Genomic DNA, 20,536 nt, shown 5'->3' with positions numbered 1-20,536 from the left:
GGCTATGCTGCTGGTGTAGCGTTCGCGAACGGGGGGCCGATTCGCGAGTTCAACAGATCCAGGATGTATCTGATTGCGAGCTCCGTGGTCGGAATGATGAGGTCATCAGAGGCTGCAAATGTCGGCGTATGCAAATGCGAATCATTGCCCGGCGCACGGCTGCCAAACCAGAAATAGATCGACGGAACGGATGCCGAGTAGAACCCGAAGTCGTCACTGCCTCCTACCCGCTTCTTGCTGGTGAGGCGTTCCGCGCCAACCGTCTCTTGAACGACCTGTCTGAAGCGTCTTACCATTTCGGCGTCATTGAAGACGGCTGGCTCGCCAGCTTGGATATCGCATTCAGCGCGGCCGCGGTGCATCAGGGCAACGGCTTCGGCGACGTCGCGCACACGTTGGCATAGCAGCCCCCGCCGTTCCGGACTGCCCGTCCTGATGGTCCCCTCCAGCGCGACGGAAGGACAGATGATATTTGTCGCATTACCACCATGGATGGTGCCAATTGTGAGAATCGCGCCATCATCAGCTGGCATTTCGCGCGATACCACTTTCTGAACTTCATTGACAAAGGCAGCCGCGATGGCGATCGCGTCAACACCCTGATGCGGAGCAGCGCCATGCGCCATCTTGCCGCTGAAAGTGAGCTTGAACTGGTCGGCGGATTTGGTGATCGCGCCCTCGCACGCATCGAATACGCCGGCCGGAATCTCAGGATTGACGTGAAAGCCGACCGCCCGATCGAAGCCGTCCAAGAGCCTCTCCGCTGCTACGGTGCGTCCACCCAACGGCTCGGCTTCCTCAGCCGGCTGGAAGAACACGCGCAACCTGCCGGCAAAATTGCCACGCAGCCGATGGAAGGTTAGAGCAGTGCCGAGCGCGATCGACGCGTGGATGTCGTGGCCGCACGCATGCATAACGCCATCGACTCGAGAACAGTAGGACAAATCCTGCCGCGTCTCCTGGATTGGCAACGCGTCGATGTCGCCACGCACCGCGATGGATCGCTTTGGGCCGGAAGCAGTACCTTCGATGTCGACATAGAGCCCGGTATTGTGAAAGACCTTAGCGTCCGCAAGGCCGAAGCGTCGGAGTATGTCGCGAATGCGTGCTTGTGTCTTCCACTCTGCGTTGGAGAGCTCAGGCTCGCGATGCATAGCATGGCGCAGTTCGATCACCGCGTTGCGCTCGGTCTCCGAAAGAAGGCTATTGCAGCGCATCGTCGCTCCGAGGTTCTCTTCTTGCCGTTCGGCCAACCAACCGCCATTTGAGTAGGTAACCTGGCGCGGCGACGAAAATCGGCCAAGTTCGACGCGCTGCGCATACGTTCGGCTCATTCGTTTGCTTTCGTGCAGAAATCCATCACAAGGAGATCGTCTCCATGAAGCTGAGAGAAGGCGGTTCAAACCCAACGCTCTGCTCCTCGCCGCTTGTGGCCGCCGATGTCGTTCCTGCTCACCGAGCTGACGCTGGGCAAGTCCACGGGAGCGCCGCCGGAGCGGGCGCCCGTCGCGAAATGCGACCGCGTCCATGGCCTAGATCGCCGTGCAGCTGATGATTCAGAGGCTTAGGATGGTGAATCGCTTATCTCGATTGCCCTTAATACCTTGGCCACTGTCAATCCCGCCGACATGCTGAGCGCGTCGGCCCCCCATTCGCATGAAACCAGGAGGAGGGAACAACTCCGTCATGAGCCGCAGATCGTCGATCGTAATTCGTGGCGGCATGATGGTGGACCTTGCCAAGGCTGATACGTGACAACCACACCGCTGCACCTCCAGGATTCGGCGCAAATGCCGATTGACGAGCGACGGATGGCGGTCGAGCTCCGGATTCGTACCTGACGTCAGTAAGCTAGAGAGGTCTCGGCAGAATGCAGCATGGTCAAGCAACACTCATCAACATGATGTCGCTCGCAGATTCGAATAGCGCCCGGCATTAGGTTATGTCGTTGAGGGAGATCTCCTTCTGATGCCAGGATTCGCGCCGGCCAATCGTATCATCGGGACGACTTGGGCCGCAGCCTGATAACGCCGACCTCGTTCTCGATGGCGATCTCGGTCCCAAATGGCTGCGAGAGCGCCTGTAGGCGCTCAAGAATGACTTTTGCTTGCAGAGCAGAGGTCAGGCGCGGGACGCCCCGGTTCGCAAGTCTCTTCGCGTGACCAAGCTCGATCGGAATAAGCCGCAACTCGGCAAGCTGGTTCTGCTCAAATCGACTGACGGTGACAACGCTCTCATAGAAGATGGGATCCGAAAATCCCGGATCTGTCTCGTATCCTCCACCCATCTCGGCTGCCGTCACTTCGGCGTCGGTGTCGAGGCGCGGGTCCTTGCCCTGAGCGGCAAACATATCCGCGCCTATTGGCGTGCGAAGATCATCCATGATGAAGTTGCCGAGGCTGTAAAAGATCGGCTTCCCCTTGTAGATCTCGATGCCGCGCAGCTGGTGCGGCCCATGCCCGATATAGGCGTCGGCACCGGCATCGATGAGCCTGTGGGCAAATGACTGTTCGTAATCGGGCGGCTCGTTGCTCCAATTGCCGGGCTCGTGACCGTGGTTCGTGACAATGCAAAAATCGGCAAACTGCTTGCCCTGGCGAACATTTCGAAGAATGCCGGCGACATCGCCCTGATCTGCTTCATAGCTGTAGCAGGCCCTGTCGCCAGCCTTGTATGCCGTGCCGGCGAGCACGAGGCGATCCGGATCATCACGGTCCGGCCTGAGGCCGGGCAGCGCATCGCGGATTTGCCGCAAGCTCTCGAGCATTTCCCGCGGAACGACGATGCTTCGCGTCAAACGAAGGCTGTTGAGCCCGGCTCGTCCTGGCGCCTCGCCGGCAGGATCGGCCGCACGAGAGAGCGGCGTGAATGTTGAAGCGGAAGACACCAGGGCGACGCGTCCGCGTGCGGTCTCCAGGAAGCGAGCAGCGCCGGCTTGTGCAAGATTTTCGCCCGCTCCGGCATGGACGATACCGCATCGATCGAGCGCTCGGCTTGTCTCGCGCATACCTTCGACGCCCCAGTCAAACGAATGGTTGTTGGCGAGGCTTACGATATTGATCCCCATCGCCTTCAAGTCAGGTCCGACCTCCGGAAGGCTCACGTGATAGGCGCCGCCGTACTCAGCTTGCGGACTTCCCTTGAAGGATCGAATATCGAAGACGTTGGTTTCCATATTGCCAAACGTCACATCAGCGCCATGAAGAATGTCGACGACGGCGCCGAATTCGCAATCCTGGCTCTTGGTGAGCGCCCTCGTCACGATGAGATCACCGACCGCGACCAGTGTGAAGCCGTCCGCAACGTTGGTTGCAATCGAACCGACGAAATCGTAGCCGACACCCGGCTGGTCTGAATGGCGACCGCTTTCTGAATCTTTGTCCATAGTGCTCTCCGTCCACGAACTCTTTATAGCTAAATCCGGCCTGCCTGTTATCTCTCTTCTCTGGCTCCACTCGGCGCAATTTGCGAAAGAGGCCGCTGGCCCTCGCCTCCTCGACGTTCTACGTTAGCTGCGCTTGAGGCAAAGAGCCTGTCCTGCTCGTCCGCTGTTATGCGCACAACCCAGTAACCGATTTCGATGGCCGTTTGCCGCCACGTAAATTGATGATGGAGTCCGTCCAGCGGCATAAAATTAAATGTCTGCCCTTCCCCGGAGCTGCGCTGATAACTAGTTCTTCTATCGATTCGAGCCCTCTTCCCTTTTGCTCGGGATGTTTCATTGTGCCTGCGCGGCTCGGCTTGTGTGCGTGAAAGCTCATGAACTGGGACGCATTCATTGATGGCGGCCAAAAGAAGCGCCTGTTCGACCCTAAGGTCCTGCTCAAACCGGCGGCTACCCTGAGTGGCCAGGAGAGGAACCGCCATGATGCCACTGTGCCGATCGGAAGAGCGCCCGATATAATCCAAGGCCTCATGGTGAGTTCCTTCATGCTGAGATCAGTTGGTTTTGTTTGGTCTTGGGTCCCGCTCCTCAGCGATCGAATGTGCCAACTTTTACGCCCATGGCAACATCGCCCCTCCGCGCCCGCCGTACGGCCATCCAATTCCATGGCCGCACTGCCATCCAATTGATCTATTCTCGGAAAACTCAATACGAGTTCTAAAAAGGCCCCCAGCGGGCATGCCGGAGGCCTTCTTGGAGGTCACACTTGGATCAACAGAGCCGTTCCGTTCTCTCCTTTCCTCTGGTTGATTTAGAACTCACCAGTTGCGCTGAGCGCGTAGCAAGAGCGTGAGGCTGTTCTGGTCCTTCAGTTCATAGGTAGCGCCTGGCTTGGCTATACCTGGCTGCGCTGGCAGCGTCACCGTGCTTCCGCTCGCATACTTCTGATCCAGCATCGTGTAAGCGAGATCGGCCGAGAACGTCAGGTTCTTAACCGGTGTCCAGCCAGTCATCAAACCGACAACCGCATAGTTGAAATCGGGGTTACAACCGGCAGCCCCGGTCGACAGCGCAAGTGTTGTTACGAAAGCGCCGCAGATGTAGCTTTTGGCTGTGCTGTTGTATCGCACCGCAGCCCAGGCACCGTAGAGGCTGGTGGCCCAGCGCGGATCCCAATTATGGGTGTAGCCGCCGCGGAAACCGTAGGTCGTGGTCAACTCCTGTCCGGAGCCCGCGACAAACACAGAATCGGAAAGACCTGCAAGCCCGACGCTCTGGTAAGCGCCGGCAAGGCCGCTGCCGCCGTACATTGCGAAGGTGCTCGACGTATAGTCCTGGAAATTGTAACGGCTCGCGCCCTTGGTATAGACGCCTGTCAAGTTGATTGTGTCGCCCGGACCGGTCGGGATGTTTTTGATCGACAATGCCAGCTGACCCGCCCAGCCCCATTTGTCGGCCGGATGGCCACTCGTTTCATCGGCGCCGTAGTAGGCGGCGTGATTGTCGTGCGCTGCGACCGCCGCCTGGAACAGGCCCCAAGCCTGGTCAACGCGAAGCATAGCAATCAGATCTGGAGCTGCCGTGCCGGCGATGTCGTTGCCACCATACGCACCAGTTGCAAGGCCCGCGGGCGTGGCTGCACTCACATTCCAGATGTTGGTTGTGTCGTGCTGAACTTGATCCTGAGCTGAGAAGGAGGCGGTGATGCCCTGGCCGAAGTCGGCGGTATAGGTGAACTGGTTGACCGGATCCCAGCCGCCGCCACCTGGCAGGCCGTCGAAATTGTTACCCGGATAGTTCGCCCAGGGCGCTGAGAATTGCGACTGCGCCTTGCCAAACGTGAACCCAGCGAATTGGATGAACGCGTAGTAAACACCGAGCGTGCCGCCAGCGACGCTCGCGCCACTATAGGCAGTCGAACCATTCGAGGCAGTGGTACCGGCGCCGGCATAGCTCCCCGCGTTCCAGTTGAATACGCCGTCAAAGAACGTACGGACCACGCCGTACTCTGTCTGGGTACGCGTGTCGATCGACAGGTCTTCACGCGAGGCAGTGCTGTAGTAGTTGCGGAGGCGATTTTGCGCACCGGCTACGCCGCTATTGGCCGCGTCATAAACGGCGTTCGTGGCCAAGCCCGCTTGGACGCGCAGATAACCGCCGAGCTTGATGCAAGTATCAGTGCCGGGAATGTAGTAGAAACCTGGTCCGTATAGGGAGCAAATCTTCACATATTCGATCGCTTTGGCCTTCACAGGTAGATCGGCTGCCTGCGCGCCGGCGCCCGCGAACAGCGCCGCAGAACAGAGGACAACACTCGTCGTCAGTTTCATCGATGAACCTCCAAGTTGGAAATGTGGGTCCCGTGGCCCAAAGGTCCGCCGCTGCTACGTTCACTGCGACGGACGGAGCTTGACGGAACGAACTTCGAGGCCCCCCTCGATGTCTGACGAAACGTTACCGAGGTACCGAAGTCGAGGTTTGCCGATGTAGGCCCTCGCAACTTCCAAATTCTGCGCCTGAGTGGGATGATTTGCAGTTTTTGTGCGATTCAGCGCTCAATCTCGGTACTACGTCCGAGCTGACGCCGGACTCAGAAGACGCCTGATCCGCACTGGCTTAAGGCTGGCTTCGATGCAACGACTGCGTCGGATCGCAGCACCGAACCTCGGCGATGCAGATTGGCCAAGTCTGGTGAGACCCTGCGCACGCCTTCGTAAGCGCGTTTTGCTTATTCACGCTGACGCCCGCGCCACGCTTGGAGATTGGTCAGCTCGCCGTGCTGAAGCGCGACCTGGGGACATTGAGATCTGGGGACCTTGAAACGTCTCCAAGATTTTGAGCTTTTCTTCTTCAGACCAGCGCTACCGCTGGGCTGCGTCCACCGCCTGCAAGCCGCTCGACTTCGGCGCTGCGCCCATCGCCCATGGCAACAGGCCTTTGATCCCCAATCCTGCTCAAAAATGGAGCTCGGGAAAGAACTCAATCGTCCCTGACGTCATCGACGTCCTACGTTGTCCATTCGCTTGAGAGCCATGGGTCCAACCTGGATGGCCTCATCTAGGCAGCTTCAAGTAGCCGGTATCCATGGTTCTGCGCTTGAAGTCGCACGATCGTAGAGGCCACCCCGATTTCGCCCGAAACCTTATCGAGTAAAAAGGTCGAGACGTCCTTTTCTTTGCCCAGACGCTTTTCGAGGTAGCTTGCAGGAGCAAGCAATTCGGCCCCGAACGCTCGGCTAGCTTGCTGCTGACGGGTCCGTGACGTCGTTACCAAGCGCGAACTCTCGTCATCGCTAACCCACGCCAAAAATGATCCGCGTGCTGCGGAGAATTCCTTGTCGGTTCCGGACGACAAGGCAAGTTTGAACTCGCTCTTGGCGCGCCCAACTGCCCCCTGTATCGGAAATATTGTTGAAACAGGATTGCCTAGGTCGGCAGCTTGGCTCGGATCAAATCCAAGCTTCTTGAAGAATTCTTTTCTGCCTTCTGGACTATCATGAGCAATGCCGAGAGCGTTTCGTACTTGCGCCGCAGCATTGTAACCCCACTCGTAGGCCCGCGTGACATTATCCTTTGGCTTGGCCAGCCGGGTGAGCGGGGTCACATCAAATGAGCCACTGTTTCGAAGTGCTTCAGCGATACGTCCAGTGAATTCGGCAGCCCTCTTGAAGTTTCCAAGAGTAGTGGCCTCACAGAGATCCACCAAAGCAGATTGAGAAATCGTGTCCGAGACTCTCTCTAGAGCTGCATCGATTTCGGGATGTTCAACATAAGGGGAAAGCCCCATCGATCCTATTAGTCGGCAGTACTCTTCTTGCTCCGCTGACGTCTCAATCACCTTTTGCCAGGCTTGGTGAGCCTCCGAGGAGCCCACCCCTTTCTGCTTCATGTGATCGAGTACGGCATTTATAAATTTGTGCAGCTCCGCCTTTACGTCAGTGGTTCTAACCGTCGACACGCAGGCTTCAGTGAAACTGAGCTGCGCAAATCTCAAATAGGCCTGCCGAGCGACGATCTCGATTGTTTCGCCGGAAGGGACAAACATAACGTCAGGCAGGGCTATCCCGTGCCTCGGAAAGCCGAACCAGTGCCGGGAGCGAAATTCGCTATCTGCGTCGCTGCGATCTAGCTTTTTTGGTTCATACAAGAACGCCCACCAGTTCTGGGCCAGCCATTCGACTAGATAGTATGCGGGAACAGTCAGGTACGTGTTCTTCGTCCCCAGGTCGGTCAAGTACGCGGTTATCGCGCTCGCACCGACTTTCATCTCGAAGCGACTGAGCGAGGCGTCCAATTGCGGATTGCCACCGGCCTCTGGATCAGATGGCCATTGCACATCAATGCCGAAGCTATCCGGCTCTATCGAAAGTTCTTCGGCCATTGCGATCGATCTTCCAAGGGGTACGCGTGATACTCTCCGTTCTCGCGATTAGTCAGCCTAGCCTCATAGAGAACGTCGCCGTCCAAATACCAGACATAACGCGGGAACCCGGCGCCCTCCCAATAGCAAGACACCTTCGCCTCGCTTATAGCACGCCTAAGCGCCTCGGTCGCTGTAGCGTTTGTCCAGTTCGGAGGGCACTTGCTGGTTAGACCGGCGCGCCGCGCGATGGGGCCAGCCCTTGATCCAACGGCGCGATGATAGGCACTGCCAGTGTATCTAACTCGGCTTATGATCGCCTTTAGAGCCTTTTCGAACTTCTGCGCGGCTTCTTTCGATAAGTCCTGCAGGATTAACAACTCTCCCGACTTGGTCGGCCCGAACCTCGCTTCCTGCTTGGGTTTTTTCAAAGCCATTAACAATCACTTGCTTCCGTCAGGAAAACACAACCGCAGATGGTGCACCTGCCGCCGCAAATGGCAACTATTCTGGCGAGCTGGTGGGAATGCAACACAAACTGCGAGGCGCGCCCTCGACGTCTAACAAAAGCTTGGCCATTCCCGCCACGCACCGGCGGCCAGCTCATCTCGAATGTTCCGCTTTTGTTCGCTTAGCAAGCAACCGAAGCTCGACGCCGGCTTCCGGCTCCCCTTGGCCGCGTTGAAGGTCATTGCCTCCGTTCTGCGACAGAGACACGCATCACCGCGTTAGGCCCGGCCTTGGCGTTGCTACAGGCTGCGCCTCTAAAGCGCGATGAGATTGCGGTTGTATCGTCATCGCGCTTTAGCTTTGCGCATGATCTTTCGGAAAGCCGCCTTCACGCTGTGCGGATCTTGCTCTCAGGCTCGATCGTTCTCGAAGGGGACGATATTCTCAGGTTGGCAAGCGCAGGTATCGGAGTTCACGCTCACTGGTTGAGCGATGTTTTTGAAAGCTCATCGAGCACTTGCTTGGTTGCTCCGTATGCGAGTTCGACGATCTCATCGATCTCAGCTTCGGAGACAACAAGAGGCGGCGCGAATCCGAGAATGTCTCCGTGCGGCATTGCGCGAGCAATGAGTCCCCGATCACGGGCAGCTTTCGAAATGCGAGCTCCGACCCTGAGCTCTGGATCAAATCGACGCTTGGTCTGACGGTCGGCAACGAACTCGACCGCCCCCAGCAGGCCCACACCTCTCACCTCTCCGACGATCTCCAACTGAGCAAACCGTTCCTTCAATCGCCGCTGCAAATGCGCTCCGACGGTTCTGGCGCGGTCGCTTAGTCGTTCCTTCTCAACGATATCCAGGACCGCATTTGCAGCGGCGGCCGCGATCGGATGGCCCGAATAGGTGTATCCATGCGAAAACGCCCCGACCCGATCGGCCGCTTCCTCCATGACGGCGTAGACTTTTTCTCCAACGATGGCACCCGAGAGCGGCACATAACCGGAAGTCAGGCCTTTCGCGACAGTCACCAGGTCGGGCTCGATCTCGTAAAGTGTGCTGCCGAAGTCCGCACCAGTTCGACCAAATCCACAGATCACCTCATCGGCAATCAGAAGGACGTCATACCGCCTGAGCACAGCCTGAATTTCGCGCCAGTATCCGGCAGGCGGCGGCGTAATTCCCCCCGTACCGAGCACCGGCTCAGCAATGAAGGCGCCAATCGTTTCCGGTCCTTCCCGCAGGATCAGCTGTTCGAGCTCAGCTGCGCGCCGGCGCGAGAAGGCCTCCTCCGTCTCGCCAGGCTCGGCGCCCCAATAATGATGCGGTGTGCCTGTGTGCAAGATTCCGCGAACGGGAAGGTCCATATGATCATGGTAGAACGACATGCCGGTCATCGAACCGGATATGACCGAGCAGCCATGGTAACCGCGCTCGCGTGAGATGATTTTCTTCTTGTTGGGCTGCCCACGGAGATTGTTATAGTACCAAACGAGCTTGGCCTGCGTTTCATTGGCGTCCGATCCGGACAAACCGAAGAACACTTTGCTTGGTTTACCCGGTGCTATTCGCACCAGACGATCAGATAGGGTGGCCAGCTCTTCGGTCGTATGGGCGGCATAGGTGTGGTAGTACGCGAGATTGTAAGCCTGCTGCGCGATGGCTTCAGCCACCTCGGTCCGACCGTATCCGATGTTCACGCAGTACAGACCAGCAAAGCCGTCAATGTAGCTGCGGCCTTCGGCATCTTGGATGCGGATGCCTTCGCCGCCCGTGACGATCGTTGGATCACCAATCTTGCCTTGGGCGAAATCCTTGAGCTGCGTGAATGGATGCAAGACCGTTGAGCGATCTCGTTCGGCGATGGTTTTGACGTCGAGCACTTTTATTCTCCTAAGCTATCAAATCGCCGAAGCAGACGTATTTAAGTTCCATATACTCGGCTAAACCGTGTCGCGAGCCCTCACGACCGAGCCCAGACTGCTTCCATCCGCCGAACGGAATAGGCGGCCCCGTGAACGAGGCTGTATTGACACCAAGCATGCCGCACTCAATTTGCTCCGAAAGTCGGAACGCTCGACGTAGATTGTCCGTGTACACGTACCCGGCCAGCCCCATCTCACTGGCATTAGCTCGGGCAATGACCTCTTCCTCAGAATCGAACGAAAGCACGGCAGCCACCGGCCCGAAGGTTTCCTCGCGCGCAATAAGCATGTCATCGGCGACACCAGTGAGTAGTGTCGCAGCGACGAAGTTCGGACCCAAATTGGCGCCTCGATGCCCGGAAAATGCTCGCGCCCCCTTCTTCACAGCATCATCGATGTGGGTCCTGCATTTGTTGGCGACCGCCAATTTGGTCATCGGCCCGATGTCCACCCCGGGCTCCAAGCCGTGACCGACGTTGAGGTCAGCAATAGCCTCGGCAAACGCCTCAACGAAGGCATCATAGATGTCGGCTTGAACATAGATGCGATTGGCTGCCAGGCAGTCCTGGCCTGAGGTGGCGAATTTTGCGGCCATCGCTCCTTTGATGGCTTTCTCAAGGTCAACGTCATCAAAAACGATGAAAGGCGCATGTCCTCCCAGTTCCAGCGACACTTTCTTGATCGTGTCGGCCGCCCCCTCAAGCAAGAGACGGCCAACGTCGGTGGACCCAGTGAACGAAAGCGCTCGGATTCGCGTATCGCGCAACAGCGGAGTCGAAAGCTCGATCGGATGGCCAGTTACAACTTGGAACACACCGCGCGGGACTCCCGCCTCTTCAGCCAACCTCGCCAAGGCAAGGGCGGAGAGCGGCGTCTCGGGTGCAGGCTTCACAATGACCGGACAACCCGCCGCAAGCGCGCACCCCGCCTTGCGCGTAATCATCGCGATGGGAAAATTCCACGGCGTGATCGCGGCTGCAACGCCGATTGGCTGCATTCGCACATGAAGCAGACTTCCAACCTTGTGGCTTGGGATCGTCTCGCCGTATGCGCGCTCCCCCTCCGCAGCAAACCACTCGAGAAATCCAGCACCATACGCAATCTCTTGGCGAGCTTCTGCTAGCGGCTTGCCCTGCTCGCTCGTCACCAGGATCGCGAGCTCTTCCGAATGCTCGAGCATCAATGATGCCCAGGACCTGAGCATCGCTGCCCGATTTGCTGGCAACAGACCCCGCCAGGCAGCAAACGATCGTTCAGCTGCGGCGATCGCTCGGTTCATGTCGGCGCTTGAGCAACGCGCTGCGTTGGCGATTTCTTCGCCAGTCGCGGGATCGACCACGGCATCTCTTTGCTCGCCGGCAAACCAGCGGCCGTCAATCAGCGAATGCCCAGCCAGAAAGTCGCGGCGGCGTACATTGTTCAGATGTTTGATAGCAAGGCCAGCCAACTGAGGGCTGTTCTGCCGAGCAGTTTGAAGGGGCATTCGAACGTCCAGTGTGGTGATTTTGTTGAAATTTCCGATGTATTCAGGATAGTTGTGTCACAATCGACATTTGCGGCGCATTTTCTGCCGCTCTGAGGATTTCCTGCATCGCACAGGCGCTTTGCGGCGCAATTCACCTGAAGGCGGAGATGACCATGCGGTACGATCGAATAGACGCCCGGATCCTCGAGATCGTGCAAAAGAACAACCGTTTGACGTCTGAGGTGATCGGCGAAATGGCGGGGCTTTCCGCCACCGCGTGTCAACGGCGGCTGAAGCGGTTGCGCTCGGACGGCATCATCGAGGCCGACGTCTCTATCATTTCGGCAAAGGCGGTCGGGCGCCCCATACAGATGCTCGTGCTCGTGAACCTTGAGCGAGAGCGCTCGGATATCATCGACAGATTCAAGAAAGCGATCAGGTCTTCCGCTGAGGTCGTTAATGGATTCTATGTCACTGGCGACGCCGATTTCGTCTTATATGTTACCGCGCGCACCATGGAAGAATATGAGCAGTTCACTCGGCGGTTCTTCTATGAGAACCCGGACATCAAAGGCTTCAAGACGATGGTCATCATGGACCGGGTCAAGGCGGGATTTGCCGTTCCAATAGAGAAACCGTCCGAGGATTGATCCGGGCGTCTTCCCTCGCGGATCATCTCTTTGCACCTTGGTCAGACATCGGGCAGACCTTGGAGCATCCTGCATCACGTATTCTCAGCCAACACTCACGTCGCGTCAAACAGCCGATGAGAGCAGCCAATATCTGTCGATCCAGACAGTTCCTGCTCTATCATTGAATAGCACGCACCGCATAGACGGCTCGCTACAGAGCAACTTAGCAATAGTTCTGAAGGCTGCAGATTGCTTTCGCTATATTCCCCAATCCGCGCGCGAGCCTGCGCAGACCCGTCAATCGCCAGATGCGAGCCCAACAGTGGGCGCCATCTGACCGAGAAGGTGCGAGTGCGATGACCGCTTGCTGCCGGCATTATCGACGCAGCATCTGGCCCAATGCGAACATCTGAGGCATGGTGATCGGATCGCTGAGCGCGGCCGACGCTATCGGGTGCGAGCAGAAGCGCGCGATCACCATCTCTGCTTTCGGCGCGATGTATAGGCGCTGGCCATGGATGCCCCGAGCTTCTATGGCGTCCAGCTCGTTATGTGTCATCCACCACTGGCTGCGATAGGAGTAATTATACCCCATCAGCGGAAACTCGAGGGAGTGGTCGGCCTTTTGCAAGTCGTGTACGACCGAAGCGGGAATCAGTTGCTTTCCATTCCACTCCCCTTCACGGCGCATCAACTCGCCGAAACGCGCCATGTCACGCAGCGTTGCCGATAATCCCGCGCCAGCCATCGGCATGCCCGCGGAATCGACAATCATGTAGCCATCTTCTTCGCAACCGAGGGGCGCCCAGAGCCGCTCGCTGAGCAGCTGCGCAAATGAGCGGCCCGTCACGCGCGCCATCACCCAAGCCATGACCTCAGTGTTTACGCTCTTATACGCGAATGCCTCGCCGTGCACGCCAGCTTTCTTGATTGAACGCAGGTAGTCGGCACAGGTCTGTGTCCCCTGCTCATCGTTTGAACGCGGGCGCCAACCGGCGGCGCGCGCATACTCCCAGACGCTCGAGGTCGATTCCGCGTAAGATTCTGTGTAGGCAAGACCCGTTTGCATGTCCATCACCTGGCGCAAGGTGGCGTCATCCCATGCGGTGCCGCGCAACTCGGGTAGGTAATGCGGGATTGTCTTCGTATCGTCGAGCACGCCTTCACACACGAGGGCAGCTGCGAGCGTGCCTGCGTACGACTTCGTGATCGAGTTACACGCATGCGGCAGGTGAGGTGCTAGCGCGCCAAAGTATCGCTCGTAAGCGACGCGTCCACGATGCAGCACTAGAATGCCGTCAGTATAGGTGTCGATTAATGCCTCATCGAATCGGCGCTCGCGCCCGGTCGTATCAGTGAATGTCAGGGCATCGATCTCAACCGTCCGATCGTCGCCCTGCAGACGTGACGACAGGTACGCCCCCCGCCAAACATTAACGGTGGCCGTCAGTTCGCGCATATGCGAGAGCGCCCAACGTATTTTTGGGAATTCGAGGAAGGTGTCGCTCTCGAAAGTAATGCGCTTGTCTGCAGACGGCGGGGCACCCCGCATCCAGCCAAGCTCGCCGGGATCAGACGCACGACCGTCAAGGTAACGCTTGCCATCGAATTCGACCATTCCCTTCGACAGCTTGTCACTATTTCCGATACGTGTACGCCATTCGTCTTTCATCGGCTTCTTTCCAGCGCCCCTCTGTTCTTGGCAGACTTTTACTGAGTTCCTGAAGTCGAATTCTCTCAAGCCATGCGTGGCCACGCTCAAATACTGCGGCTAAGTGCCTGGATGCGCCGTTTTCGCGCTATCGGACGCAAGGGAGAGAACCTGGGCATTAGAGCGATGGCCTCTCGGCACACTAGAGTAGTGAATATAGGCACCCGTCCGCTCGGGCCTGCCGAACCGGCAAACTGCGCCAACTATCCGAGCTTCTCCTCCATAGCCTGGTTCTTGAGGCGACGGCTTGCACTTCATCGCATAGACTCGCGTGATGTCGAACGCACTTCGGGCGCTGGCGATCGATCTGACCGCGGAGATAAGCTACTCCACGGCGAGGCCCTCCGTCAGATAGTAGAGGCCCTGCGAGGCTCTCCTCGCACGTTGTCCTTCAGGACCTCCAAGTTAACGCTGAAAACACGTCGGATCGGAGGGGGAATCTGCCTTCGCGGAAATGCAATCGACGATCGGCAAGCAGGACGATGCCTACCTCAAGCGACATGACGATCGACCGGTCTGGAACAGGCGTGCTCAATCGACGGTTCGAGGCTTCCTGCCCTCGTCCGCGCCAACCAGACGGGAAGTTATTGGAAGATAATGCTTAATTAAGCAAGTTTGGCTCGATCCGGGCCTTGTTTGGCCGCACGCAAGATGTAGATTGTATTATAGATTTCCACGGTTTCCGGGGAAGCTGAGGCAACTGATGGCCAACATTTCCAAGAAGTACTCGGAACAGACTCGCAAGGCGAAGAAAGCCGCAGCGATCGTCGTCAGAAAGTCGTCGACAGACCCCGAGGAGAAGCGCATTTTTGAGACCTTCACCAAACGCGCTCAGCAAGACTTCAGGCCCGCAGCGAAGAAGCGTGCCTAAAATCGATCGGTCTATTTGGATCTGGCCACACCGGTCGTGATCCAATCAGGCCGATCTTGTGCTCCCACACTGACAGCACAGTGCGCATCGTAGACCCATCGATGGGTCGATCCATCGTCTGACCGACCATCCAGCGTCCGTTCGGTTTTTCCTTCCGCGACAAGCTCCAGAACGAGAGCGTCGCAATCTCTCGGAAGCTCAAGCTTCTTCGCCCCGTTCACGTCGTCTTTCCAAAGCGCTATCGCGCTGGCTTGCGGATGATCCCCAAGTTCGTTTTGACGCGCTATCAGGCCGAACGAAGTGAGTGTCAGAACCGACGTTCCCGGATCCTCAGCCAGGACCGTTGCGTATCTCGCCGGCCACCTGTTCTCCAATTGTGGTCCGTCCATCAGGAGCGCGATCAGCAGGTTGGGCCCGACGCCCCGGACGACCGCTTGGCATGGATCGACGCGCGCCAAGTCCTCACAAATCAAAGTCGTCAAGGTACTGTTTCCTCTGAACACGAGGACGTCCAGACTCCGGCTGAGAATGGACAGATGCTCCCACCAGCTCTTCTTTGGGTCTAGTCCAAGATCATACGCTTCGATCTGCGAAGAATTGAGCTTCCAGCGATGGTGCTTTTCCCGCACCAGGATGATCTTTTCCCAGTCCGTCATATTGGCGGTCCGACGACCTTCCAACAGGAAGAACGGGGCGATCGCGACGAAATTTCCGCCGCGGCCGGACCGATCGTGCGTTGTTCCCGCAATGAGGAATTCGATCATTTCGTCCTTGGCGAGAGCTCGAGCGAGATCCACGAACTGCGTGAAATTGAGCGCAAGCTCGGGAAGCACGACCGCGTCGACGCGTTTGCCTTTCGACCTCGCCTCGCGCACCAACTGCAAGACATATCCGACGAACGCCTTTCGCTTCGTTCTGTCTCGATTATCCGGCAGCCAGCTAGACCGCACACCGAACCATCCCCATGCGTCCTTTGCATGCACAGCAACCTCCTCGAAGACGTCGTCAGCGATCCGGAATGGGTACGGCAAGAGCAGAAGTCCCAACTTTCTGGGCCTTTGGCCGGCTCGTTCGGGAAATACTGGTTGGACCCAACGAGCGCGAACCTGGCCTCGCGGAGGAAGCAGCGCGAGATGATGCGAAAGCGACCTCAGCGTGCATCCGACAGTGGGAGTCCTTGACTTAGGTTGGACACACACAAGATCATCGACGGCAGTCGATAGTGAGAATGACGCTCGTTGAAGGGCATAAAAATCGTCCTCGGTCTCTTCCAATACGTATGCGGAACGCATCGGCAGAATGAATGGATGATCCGAATCGAATCCAATATCTCGGGACGCCTCGTCCGCGATCATCATCAGCTCCAGACAAGGCATCCACCAGTCGGGAGCATCCGATTTCTCCAATAGCGGCTCATAGACGATTTCATCGCGATATTTCCTGAGACGACGCCACGTCGCTATGACTTTGCCTGGCGCGCTGGGAAGCGTCCGACCGGCCGGCGTCGGCGCGCGGAGCCATTCCTTCCCAAGCCTGGCGGCCCGATTTCGCATCGCCGCGTCCACGATCAGGCTGCGAAAATCCGAGTCCGGCATGGGCACGTGCGGCGCGATGTGATGGGATGCGCCCGAGCGCTCCAGCAGGTGAGCTGAGAACGCAAAGACGTCGGCAGGCAACCTAGGCGGTTGCACGAACGGGTCTTGATCGGCGGGAAATTCAGGAAACAATGAACGAAATACGTCTTCTAATGTTGCCATCACTGCTACGGGTATTTTCTGTTCTCTGCTCGCAGGGATTTTGGATCAGTCCGGCTCGCAGGTCGACAGAATAAAGCGCGAGCCCTGCCCCTATCCTGTGGAAGCGTCCCTCTCCCTGCCGGCCGAAATCACGCAGCAGGCTCTGATCGCTTGTCCTCATTGGCAGTCCACGCAAGTCCTTGCGCCCAACACCCGTGTCGGCGCTCGCGCTGACGGCGCCGGCCATCGAAATCACAACGTCTGGCCGCCGGACGCCACTCGCCTCCGGCGTTCTCCGAACCGGAAAATTGCCGCGACGCAGTTTAGGATCCGATCTTTGTTCTTGTTATGTTCGAGCGAATACCGATTGAGTGCGGGACTGCCCGGCGTCGAGTGAATCGATCCTGAATGAGCAACAGACCAGCGAGTTGTCACATGCCGAAGGAGATGGAGAAACTCGCCGTAGCAGCCGAACGAGATGCCATGGAGCGCCCAGTCGCTCTCGATGCAGACATGCCGGCAGAGAGAAACGCATTCGTGAGCGAGCTATCCTCAAGTGGCGGATATTGGCGTTGAATTACACGTTGGAGCCACGTGCCTCCACGGGTTCGGTCACGCAAGACCTTGGTCAAGGTGTGCCGAACGAGGCCAACCATCTCTTCGTATCGGCGGTGTGGTTCAGACAGTCGTTGTCCAACAGTTTAGCCGATAGACCCAGATAGACCCAGATAGACCCAGATAGACCCAGATAGACCCAGATAGACCCTCACCCGCGGCCGGCCGGCGATCAACGGTAGTGTTGGCTGGAGACCGAATGTTCGCGTTACAAGCCGCTGCGCGATGTGGATCTCGCGGTTCTTCCGCATCGCCGGACAAGGTTCGTCCATGACCCGGGCAGCGGGCGTCGGTGCAGCAAGGCCGGTCGAGCACTCGCAACGTTGCTGCAACTGCGACACCGCGCCGCGTGCAGCCGGAGAGCTGATCGTGTGCGCTCTTCAACTCTCAGCTTTAGTAGGTGCCTACATTTGAATGCCTGCTAGTGTGCCGCGGTCCCGGCATTTCAGCCGCACAGATCTGGGTAAAGTGGATGCTTGGTTTCAGTTCGGCCGGTCTCATGCGTCAGCATCTCGCTGATCGACAACGGCGCGCTGTATCAGGATGTAATTCAACTACGAGCAGAGATTTCGATGTTCTTAAGGTCTGATCAGGCCACTTGACTGTGGTTCGACACAAATCTTCTTGGAAGAAGACCGATGATCAGATCTGAGACCGAACGCTTGATCCTCGTCCCGCCGGGACTCGCCCACGAGGCGGAATTGTTCAAGTTGCACAACGATCCCCTCGTTCAGACGGCGCTATTCAATGGCGTGCCGCAAAGCACTGACGATGTTGGCAAATGGCTCAATCGGTTTATCGCCACCTGGCGCAAGAATGGCTTCGGCGACTGGATTGTCTACGAGAAGACCAACGATGGTCCGATTTTCATAGGCCGCTGTGGCCTGCGCGACTATGAGGGTACGAATAATCTAGAACTCGCATACTCTCTCACTGAATATGGAGCAGGACGAGGTCTGGGGCCGGAAGCCGCACGCTTTACCATCACGCACGCCTTGCAAAGCTCGACCAGGAAAAAGATTGCCTGCGTCATTGCGCATGGCAATCTTCGCTCCGAGCGGGCCGCCAAGAAGCTTGGGCTACGCTACGTCGACGACCGCTGGTATCAGCGCAAGTTTTGGCAGTACTACGAGATGACCCGCGAGGAGTTTTACGACTTGCAGGACGAGCAACTGACAAGGATTACGCGAATGCAGCGTGATGGCAATTGAATGCCGACTGCCGGTTAGTAATCCCTGTTTGACACGGATCCAGCCGCCCCCACAAACGATTTGACACTGCCGGGCTACCCGCTCGCAAATCGAACCTTACAACAGCTCAAGCCTGCCACCCGAGTAAGTCGGTGCTCGCCGTCTGGCGCTATCCGAGGGAGCCTGTTGAGCCAAAGCCAACGACACAACCAATGAGGGGCCGTGCTCGCGGATGCGGTGTCTCGTCACCCCTGAATTTGCGCGACAGCTCACCTAGGGTAAGGAGCCAAAATATGTGCGGCATCTGTGGATGGATTGACTTCGATCGTGACCTTGGAGCTCCCAAAGCGCGACAGGAGCTTGCCCAGATGACGGCCACCATGGCCAACCGCGGTCCCGACGACGAAGGGACTTGGATCGACGGACCCGCCGCGCTTGGACACCGCCGCCTGGCAATCATTGACATTGAGGGCGGTCGCCAGCCAATGACGCTCCAGCAGGACGGCCGAACCGCCCTGGTGCTTGTCTACACCGGAGAAACCTACAATTACCGCGAGCTGCGTCGACGACTCGCCGCCCTTGGCCATCGGTTTGATACGAGCAGTGACACAGAGGTGGTGCTGCAGGCTCATCGCGAGTGGGGCCGACAAGATCCGCGCTCCGCGGTGAGCGAACTGAACGGGATGTTTGCCTACGCGCTTTGGGACGTTGGCAGGCGCGAACTGCTTCTCATACGCGACCGGCTCGGCATTAAACCGCTCTACTACTACCCCACCCCGCACGGCGTGCTGTTCGGCTCCGAGCCAAAGGCGATCCTGGCCAATCGCCTGGCTGCCCGGATCATGGACGGCGACGGACTTCGCCGCACGCTATGCTCCATTGCCGATCCGGACATCACTGCCTTTCGCGGTATGCGGGAGGTACGACCGGGTCATATCGTCCGCGTGACGCGCGATGGCATCCACCAAATGAGATATTGGCAGCTCACCGACACCGGGCATACCGACGACGTGCCGACAACGGTTCGGCGCGTCCGCGATCTGCTCGAGGACACAGTCCAGCGGCAGCTTATCGCTGACGTGCCATTGTGCACGCTTTTGTCGGGCGGCCTGGATTCCTCGGCCTTGACCGCACTGGCCGCGCGCTTCAGCGACAATAGGATCCGATCCTTCGCTCTCGATTTCGTCGGCTACACCGACAATTTTACCCCAAGCCCGATGTGTCCCACACCCGACGGACCGTACGTGCAGGAGGTCTCAAAGTTCGTCGATACCGAGCACACAAACATCACATTATCCGCAGACGAACTCATGGACTCGAGCGTGCTGGCCAGCACCCTCCATGCCCACGACCTGCCATTCACGGGAGGGGATCTCGATAGCTCGCTCTATCTGTTGTTCCGGGCTGTCCGGAAACGCTCGGCGCTCGCGCTGTCCGGAGAGTCGGCCGACGAGCTTTTCGGGGGCTATGCCTGGTTCCACAATTCCGCGTGCGTTCAGGCCGATACATTTCCCTGGTCCGAGAGCATCGATACCGCCCGCCAGTGCTTAGACAGCGGCGTTGCCACAAAGCTCGAGATGACCGGCTATCTTGACGAGCAATACCGCAGGGCTCTGGCTGAAGTCCCCGCCTTGACCGGCCCCGCCTCGGCTGATCCGCTTGAGTGTCGTATGCGCCAGGTCTGTTACCTCTTTCTCACGCGCTTCCTGCCGAGGCTGCTCAATCGCAAGGACCGGCTGAGTATGGCTTCAGGCCTGGAGGTGCGGGTTCCCTATTGCGACCACCGGCTGGTCGAGTATGTGTTCGGTGCCCCATGGGGCCACAAGACGTTCGACGGGCGCGAGAAAAGCCTGCTGCGGGCCGCGACCGCGGACCTGCTGCCGGAGTCAGTGGTACGACGAGTTAAAAGTGTGTTCCCCTCTATCCAGGATTCAGCCTACTGCCGAATGCTACGCACCCGCTTCACCGGCCTGCTGAACGACCCCAATGCGGCAGTGGCCCCGCTGCTGTCCATCGATCGCTCGCAGTCCTTGCTCAACGCTTCAGACAATATTAGGTGGGTACAGCATATCCTCAACCTGCAGGATTTCCTGACCAACTACAAAGTCAGCCTCACCATCTGAGACGCCAGCAGTTGGTCGGCTGATCCATAAGGTGTAGGACTAGATCGCCTCGGCTCGACAAATCGAGCCGTCGTTGTT

General features: G+C 58.0%; 12 protein-coding genes. 4 read left to right on the top strand and 8 right to left on the bottom strand.

Features of this window, described 5'->3' with window-relative positions:
• Positions 1-2: 2 nt before the first annotated feature.
• The 6 genes from ACVI1L_RS23305 to ACVI1L_RS23280 all read right to left on the bottom strand — a co-directional run bounded on the left by ACVI1L_RS23305 (position 3) and on the right by ACVI1L_RS23280 (position 11,562).
• Positions 3-1,334: a M20 metallopeptidase family protein gene (locus ACVI1L_RS23305; RefSeq protein ID WP_456783879.1), complete on the bottom strand. Its 1,332-nt coding sequence runs from the start codon at positions 1,332-1,334 to the stop codon at positions 3-5.
• A 662-nt stretch (positions 1,335-1,996) separates the two neighbouring features.
• On the bottom strand, positions 1,997-3,385 hold the full coding sequence (locus ACVI1L_RS23300; protein ID WP_456783878.1) for a CapA family protein: 1,389 nt from the start codon (positions 3,383-3,385) through the stop codon (positions 1,997-1,999).
• 818 nt (positions 3,386-4,203) lie between these two features.
• Complete coding sequence (locus ACVI1L_RS23295) at positions 4,204-5,715, bottom strand: porin (protein WP_456783877.1); 1,512 nt, start codon at positions 5,713-5,715, stop codon at positions 4,204-4,206.
• Between the two features lie 727 nt (positions 5,716-6,442).
• The gene (locus tag ACVI1L_RS23290) at positions 6,443-7,765 is read right to left on the bottom strand and encodes a hypothetical protein (RefSeq protein ID WP_456783876.1); all 1,323 of its coding nucleotides are present in this window, start codon (positions 7,763-7,765) and stop codon (positions 6,443-6,445) included.
• Positions 7,766-8,672: 907 nt separating this feature from the next.
• On the bottom strand, positions 8,673-10,073 hold the full coding sequence (locus tag ACVI1L_RS23285; RefSeq protein WP_456783875.1) for an aminotransferase: 1,401 nt from the start codon (positions 10,071-10,073) through the stop codon (positions 8,673-8,675).
• Positions 10,074-10,083: 10 nt separating this feature from the next.
• Positions 10,084-11,562 (bottom strand): NAD-dependent succinate-semialdehyde dehydrogenase, encoded by a 1,479-nt coding sequence (locus tag ACVI1L_RS23280; RefSeq protein ID WP_456785589.1) that lies wholly within the window; start codon positions 11,560-11,562, stop codon positions 10,084-10,086.
• Positions 11,563-11,753: 191 nt separating this feature from the next.
• Here ACVI1L_RS23280 and ACVI1L_RS23275 point away from each other — a divergent pair, with 191 nt between their 5' ends.
• The gene (locus ACVI1L_RS23275; RefSeq protein WP_456785588.1) at positions 11,754-12,230 is read left to right on the top strand and encodes an Lrp/AsnC family transcriptional regulator; all 477 of its coding nucleotides are present in this window, start codon (positions 11,754-11,756) and stop codon (positions 12,228-12,230) included.
• Positions 12,231-12,588: 358 nt separating this feature from the next.
• Here ACVI1L_RS23275 and ACVI1L_RS23270 read toward each other — a convergent pair whose 3' ends face one another.
• Positions 12,589-13,884 (bottom strand): serine hydrolase domain-containing protein, encoded by a 1,296-nt coding sequence (locus ACVI1L_RS23270; RefSeq protein ID WP_456783874.1) that lies wholly within the window; start codon positions 13,882-13,884, stop codon positions 12,589-12,591.
• Between the two features lie 742 nt (positions 13,885-14,626).
• Here ACVI1L_RS23270 and ACVI1L_RS23265 point away from each other — a divergent pair.
• A complete protein-coding gene (locus ACVI1L_RS23265) occupies positions 14,627-14,794 on the top strand; it encodes a hypothetical protein (protein WP_209910113.1) in 168 nt (55 codons plus the stop codon).
• A gap of 11 nt (positions 14,795-14,805) precedes the next feature.
• On the opposite strand, the gene ACVI1L_RS23260 is transcribed toward ACVI1L_RS23265, so the two are convergent.
• A complete protein-coding gene (locus ACVI1L_RS23260; RefSeq protein WP_456783873.1) occupies positions 14,806-16,551 on the bottom strand; it encodes a hypothetical protein in 1,746 nt (581 codons plus the stop codon).
• A gap of 1,232 nt (positions 16,552-17,783) precedes the next feature.
• Between ACVI1L_RS23260 and ACVI1L_RS23255 the strand changes: the two genes are divergently transcribed.
• Together ACVI1L_RS23255 and asnB are read left to right on the top strand one after the other, a co-directional pair.
• Positions 17,784-18,356: a GNAT family N-acetyltransferase gene (locus tag ACVI1L_RS23255; RefSeq protein ID WP_456783872.1), complete on the top strand. Its 573-nt coding sequence runs from the start codon at positions 17,784-17,786 to the stop codon at positions 18,354-18,356.
• Positions 18,357-18,547: 191 nt separating this feature from the next.
• Positions 18,548-20,458 carry an asparagine synthase (glutamine-hydrolyzing) gene (gene asnB / locus ACVI1L_RS23250; RefSeq protein ID WP_456783871.1) on the top strand — a complete coding sequence of 637 codons (1,911 nt, stop codon included), beginning with the start codon at positions 18,548-18,550 and terminating at the stop codon, positions 20,456-20,458.
• Positions 20,459-20,536: the final 78 nt, after the last annotated feature.

Source organism: Bradyrhizobium sp. USDA 4516, assembly GCF_054055915.1.
This window is presented reverse-complemented; position numbering and strand designations above follow the sequence as displayed.

Excerpts from the sequence above, each read along its gene's own strand:
- ACVI1L_RS23305 (WP_456783879.1), bottom strand. The coding sequence starts at position 1,334 with ATGAGCCGAACGTATGCGCAGCGCGTCGAACTTGGCCGATTTTCGTCG.
- ACVI1L_RS23300 (WP_456783878.1), bottom strand. The coding sequence starts at position 3,385 with ATGGACAAAGATTCAGAAAGCGGTCGCCATTCAGACCAGCCGGGTGTC.
- ACVI1L_RS23295 (WP_456783877.1), bottom strand. The coding sequence starts at position 5,715 with ATGAAACTGACGACGAGTGTTGTCCTCTGTTCTGCGGCGCTGTTCGCG.
- ACVI1L_RS23290 (WP_456783876.1), bottom strand. The coding sequence starts at position 7,765 with ATGGCCGAAGAACTTTCGATAGAGCCGGATAGCTTCGGCATTGATGTG.
- ACVI1L_RS23275 (WP_456785588.1), top strand. The coding sequence starts at position 11,754 with ATGCGGTACGATCGAATAGACGCCCGGATCCTCGAGATCGTGCAAAAG.
- ACVI1L_RS23270 (WP_456783874.1), bottom strand. The coding sequence starts at position 13,884 with ATGAAAGACGAATGGCGTACACGTATCGGAAATAGTGACAAGCTGTCG.
- ACVI1L_RS23265 (WP_209910113.1), top strand. The coding sequence starts at position 14,627 with ATGGCCAACATTTCCAAGAAGTACTCGGAACAGACTCGCAAGGCGAAG.
- ACVI1L_RS23260 (WP_456783873.1), bottom strand. The coding sequence starts at position 16,551 with ATGGCAACATTAGAAGACGTATTTCGTTCATTGTTTCCTGAATTTCCC.
- ACVI1L_RS23255 (WP_456783872.1), top strand. The coding sequence starts at position 17,784 with ATGATCAGATCTGAGACCGAACGCTTGATCCTCGTCCCGCCGGGACTC.
- asnB (WP_456783871.1), top strand. The coding sequence starts at position 18,548 with ATGAGGGGCCGTGCTCGCGGATGCGGTGTCTCGTCACCCCTGAATTTG.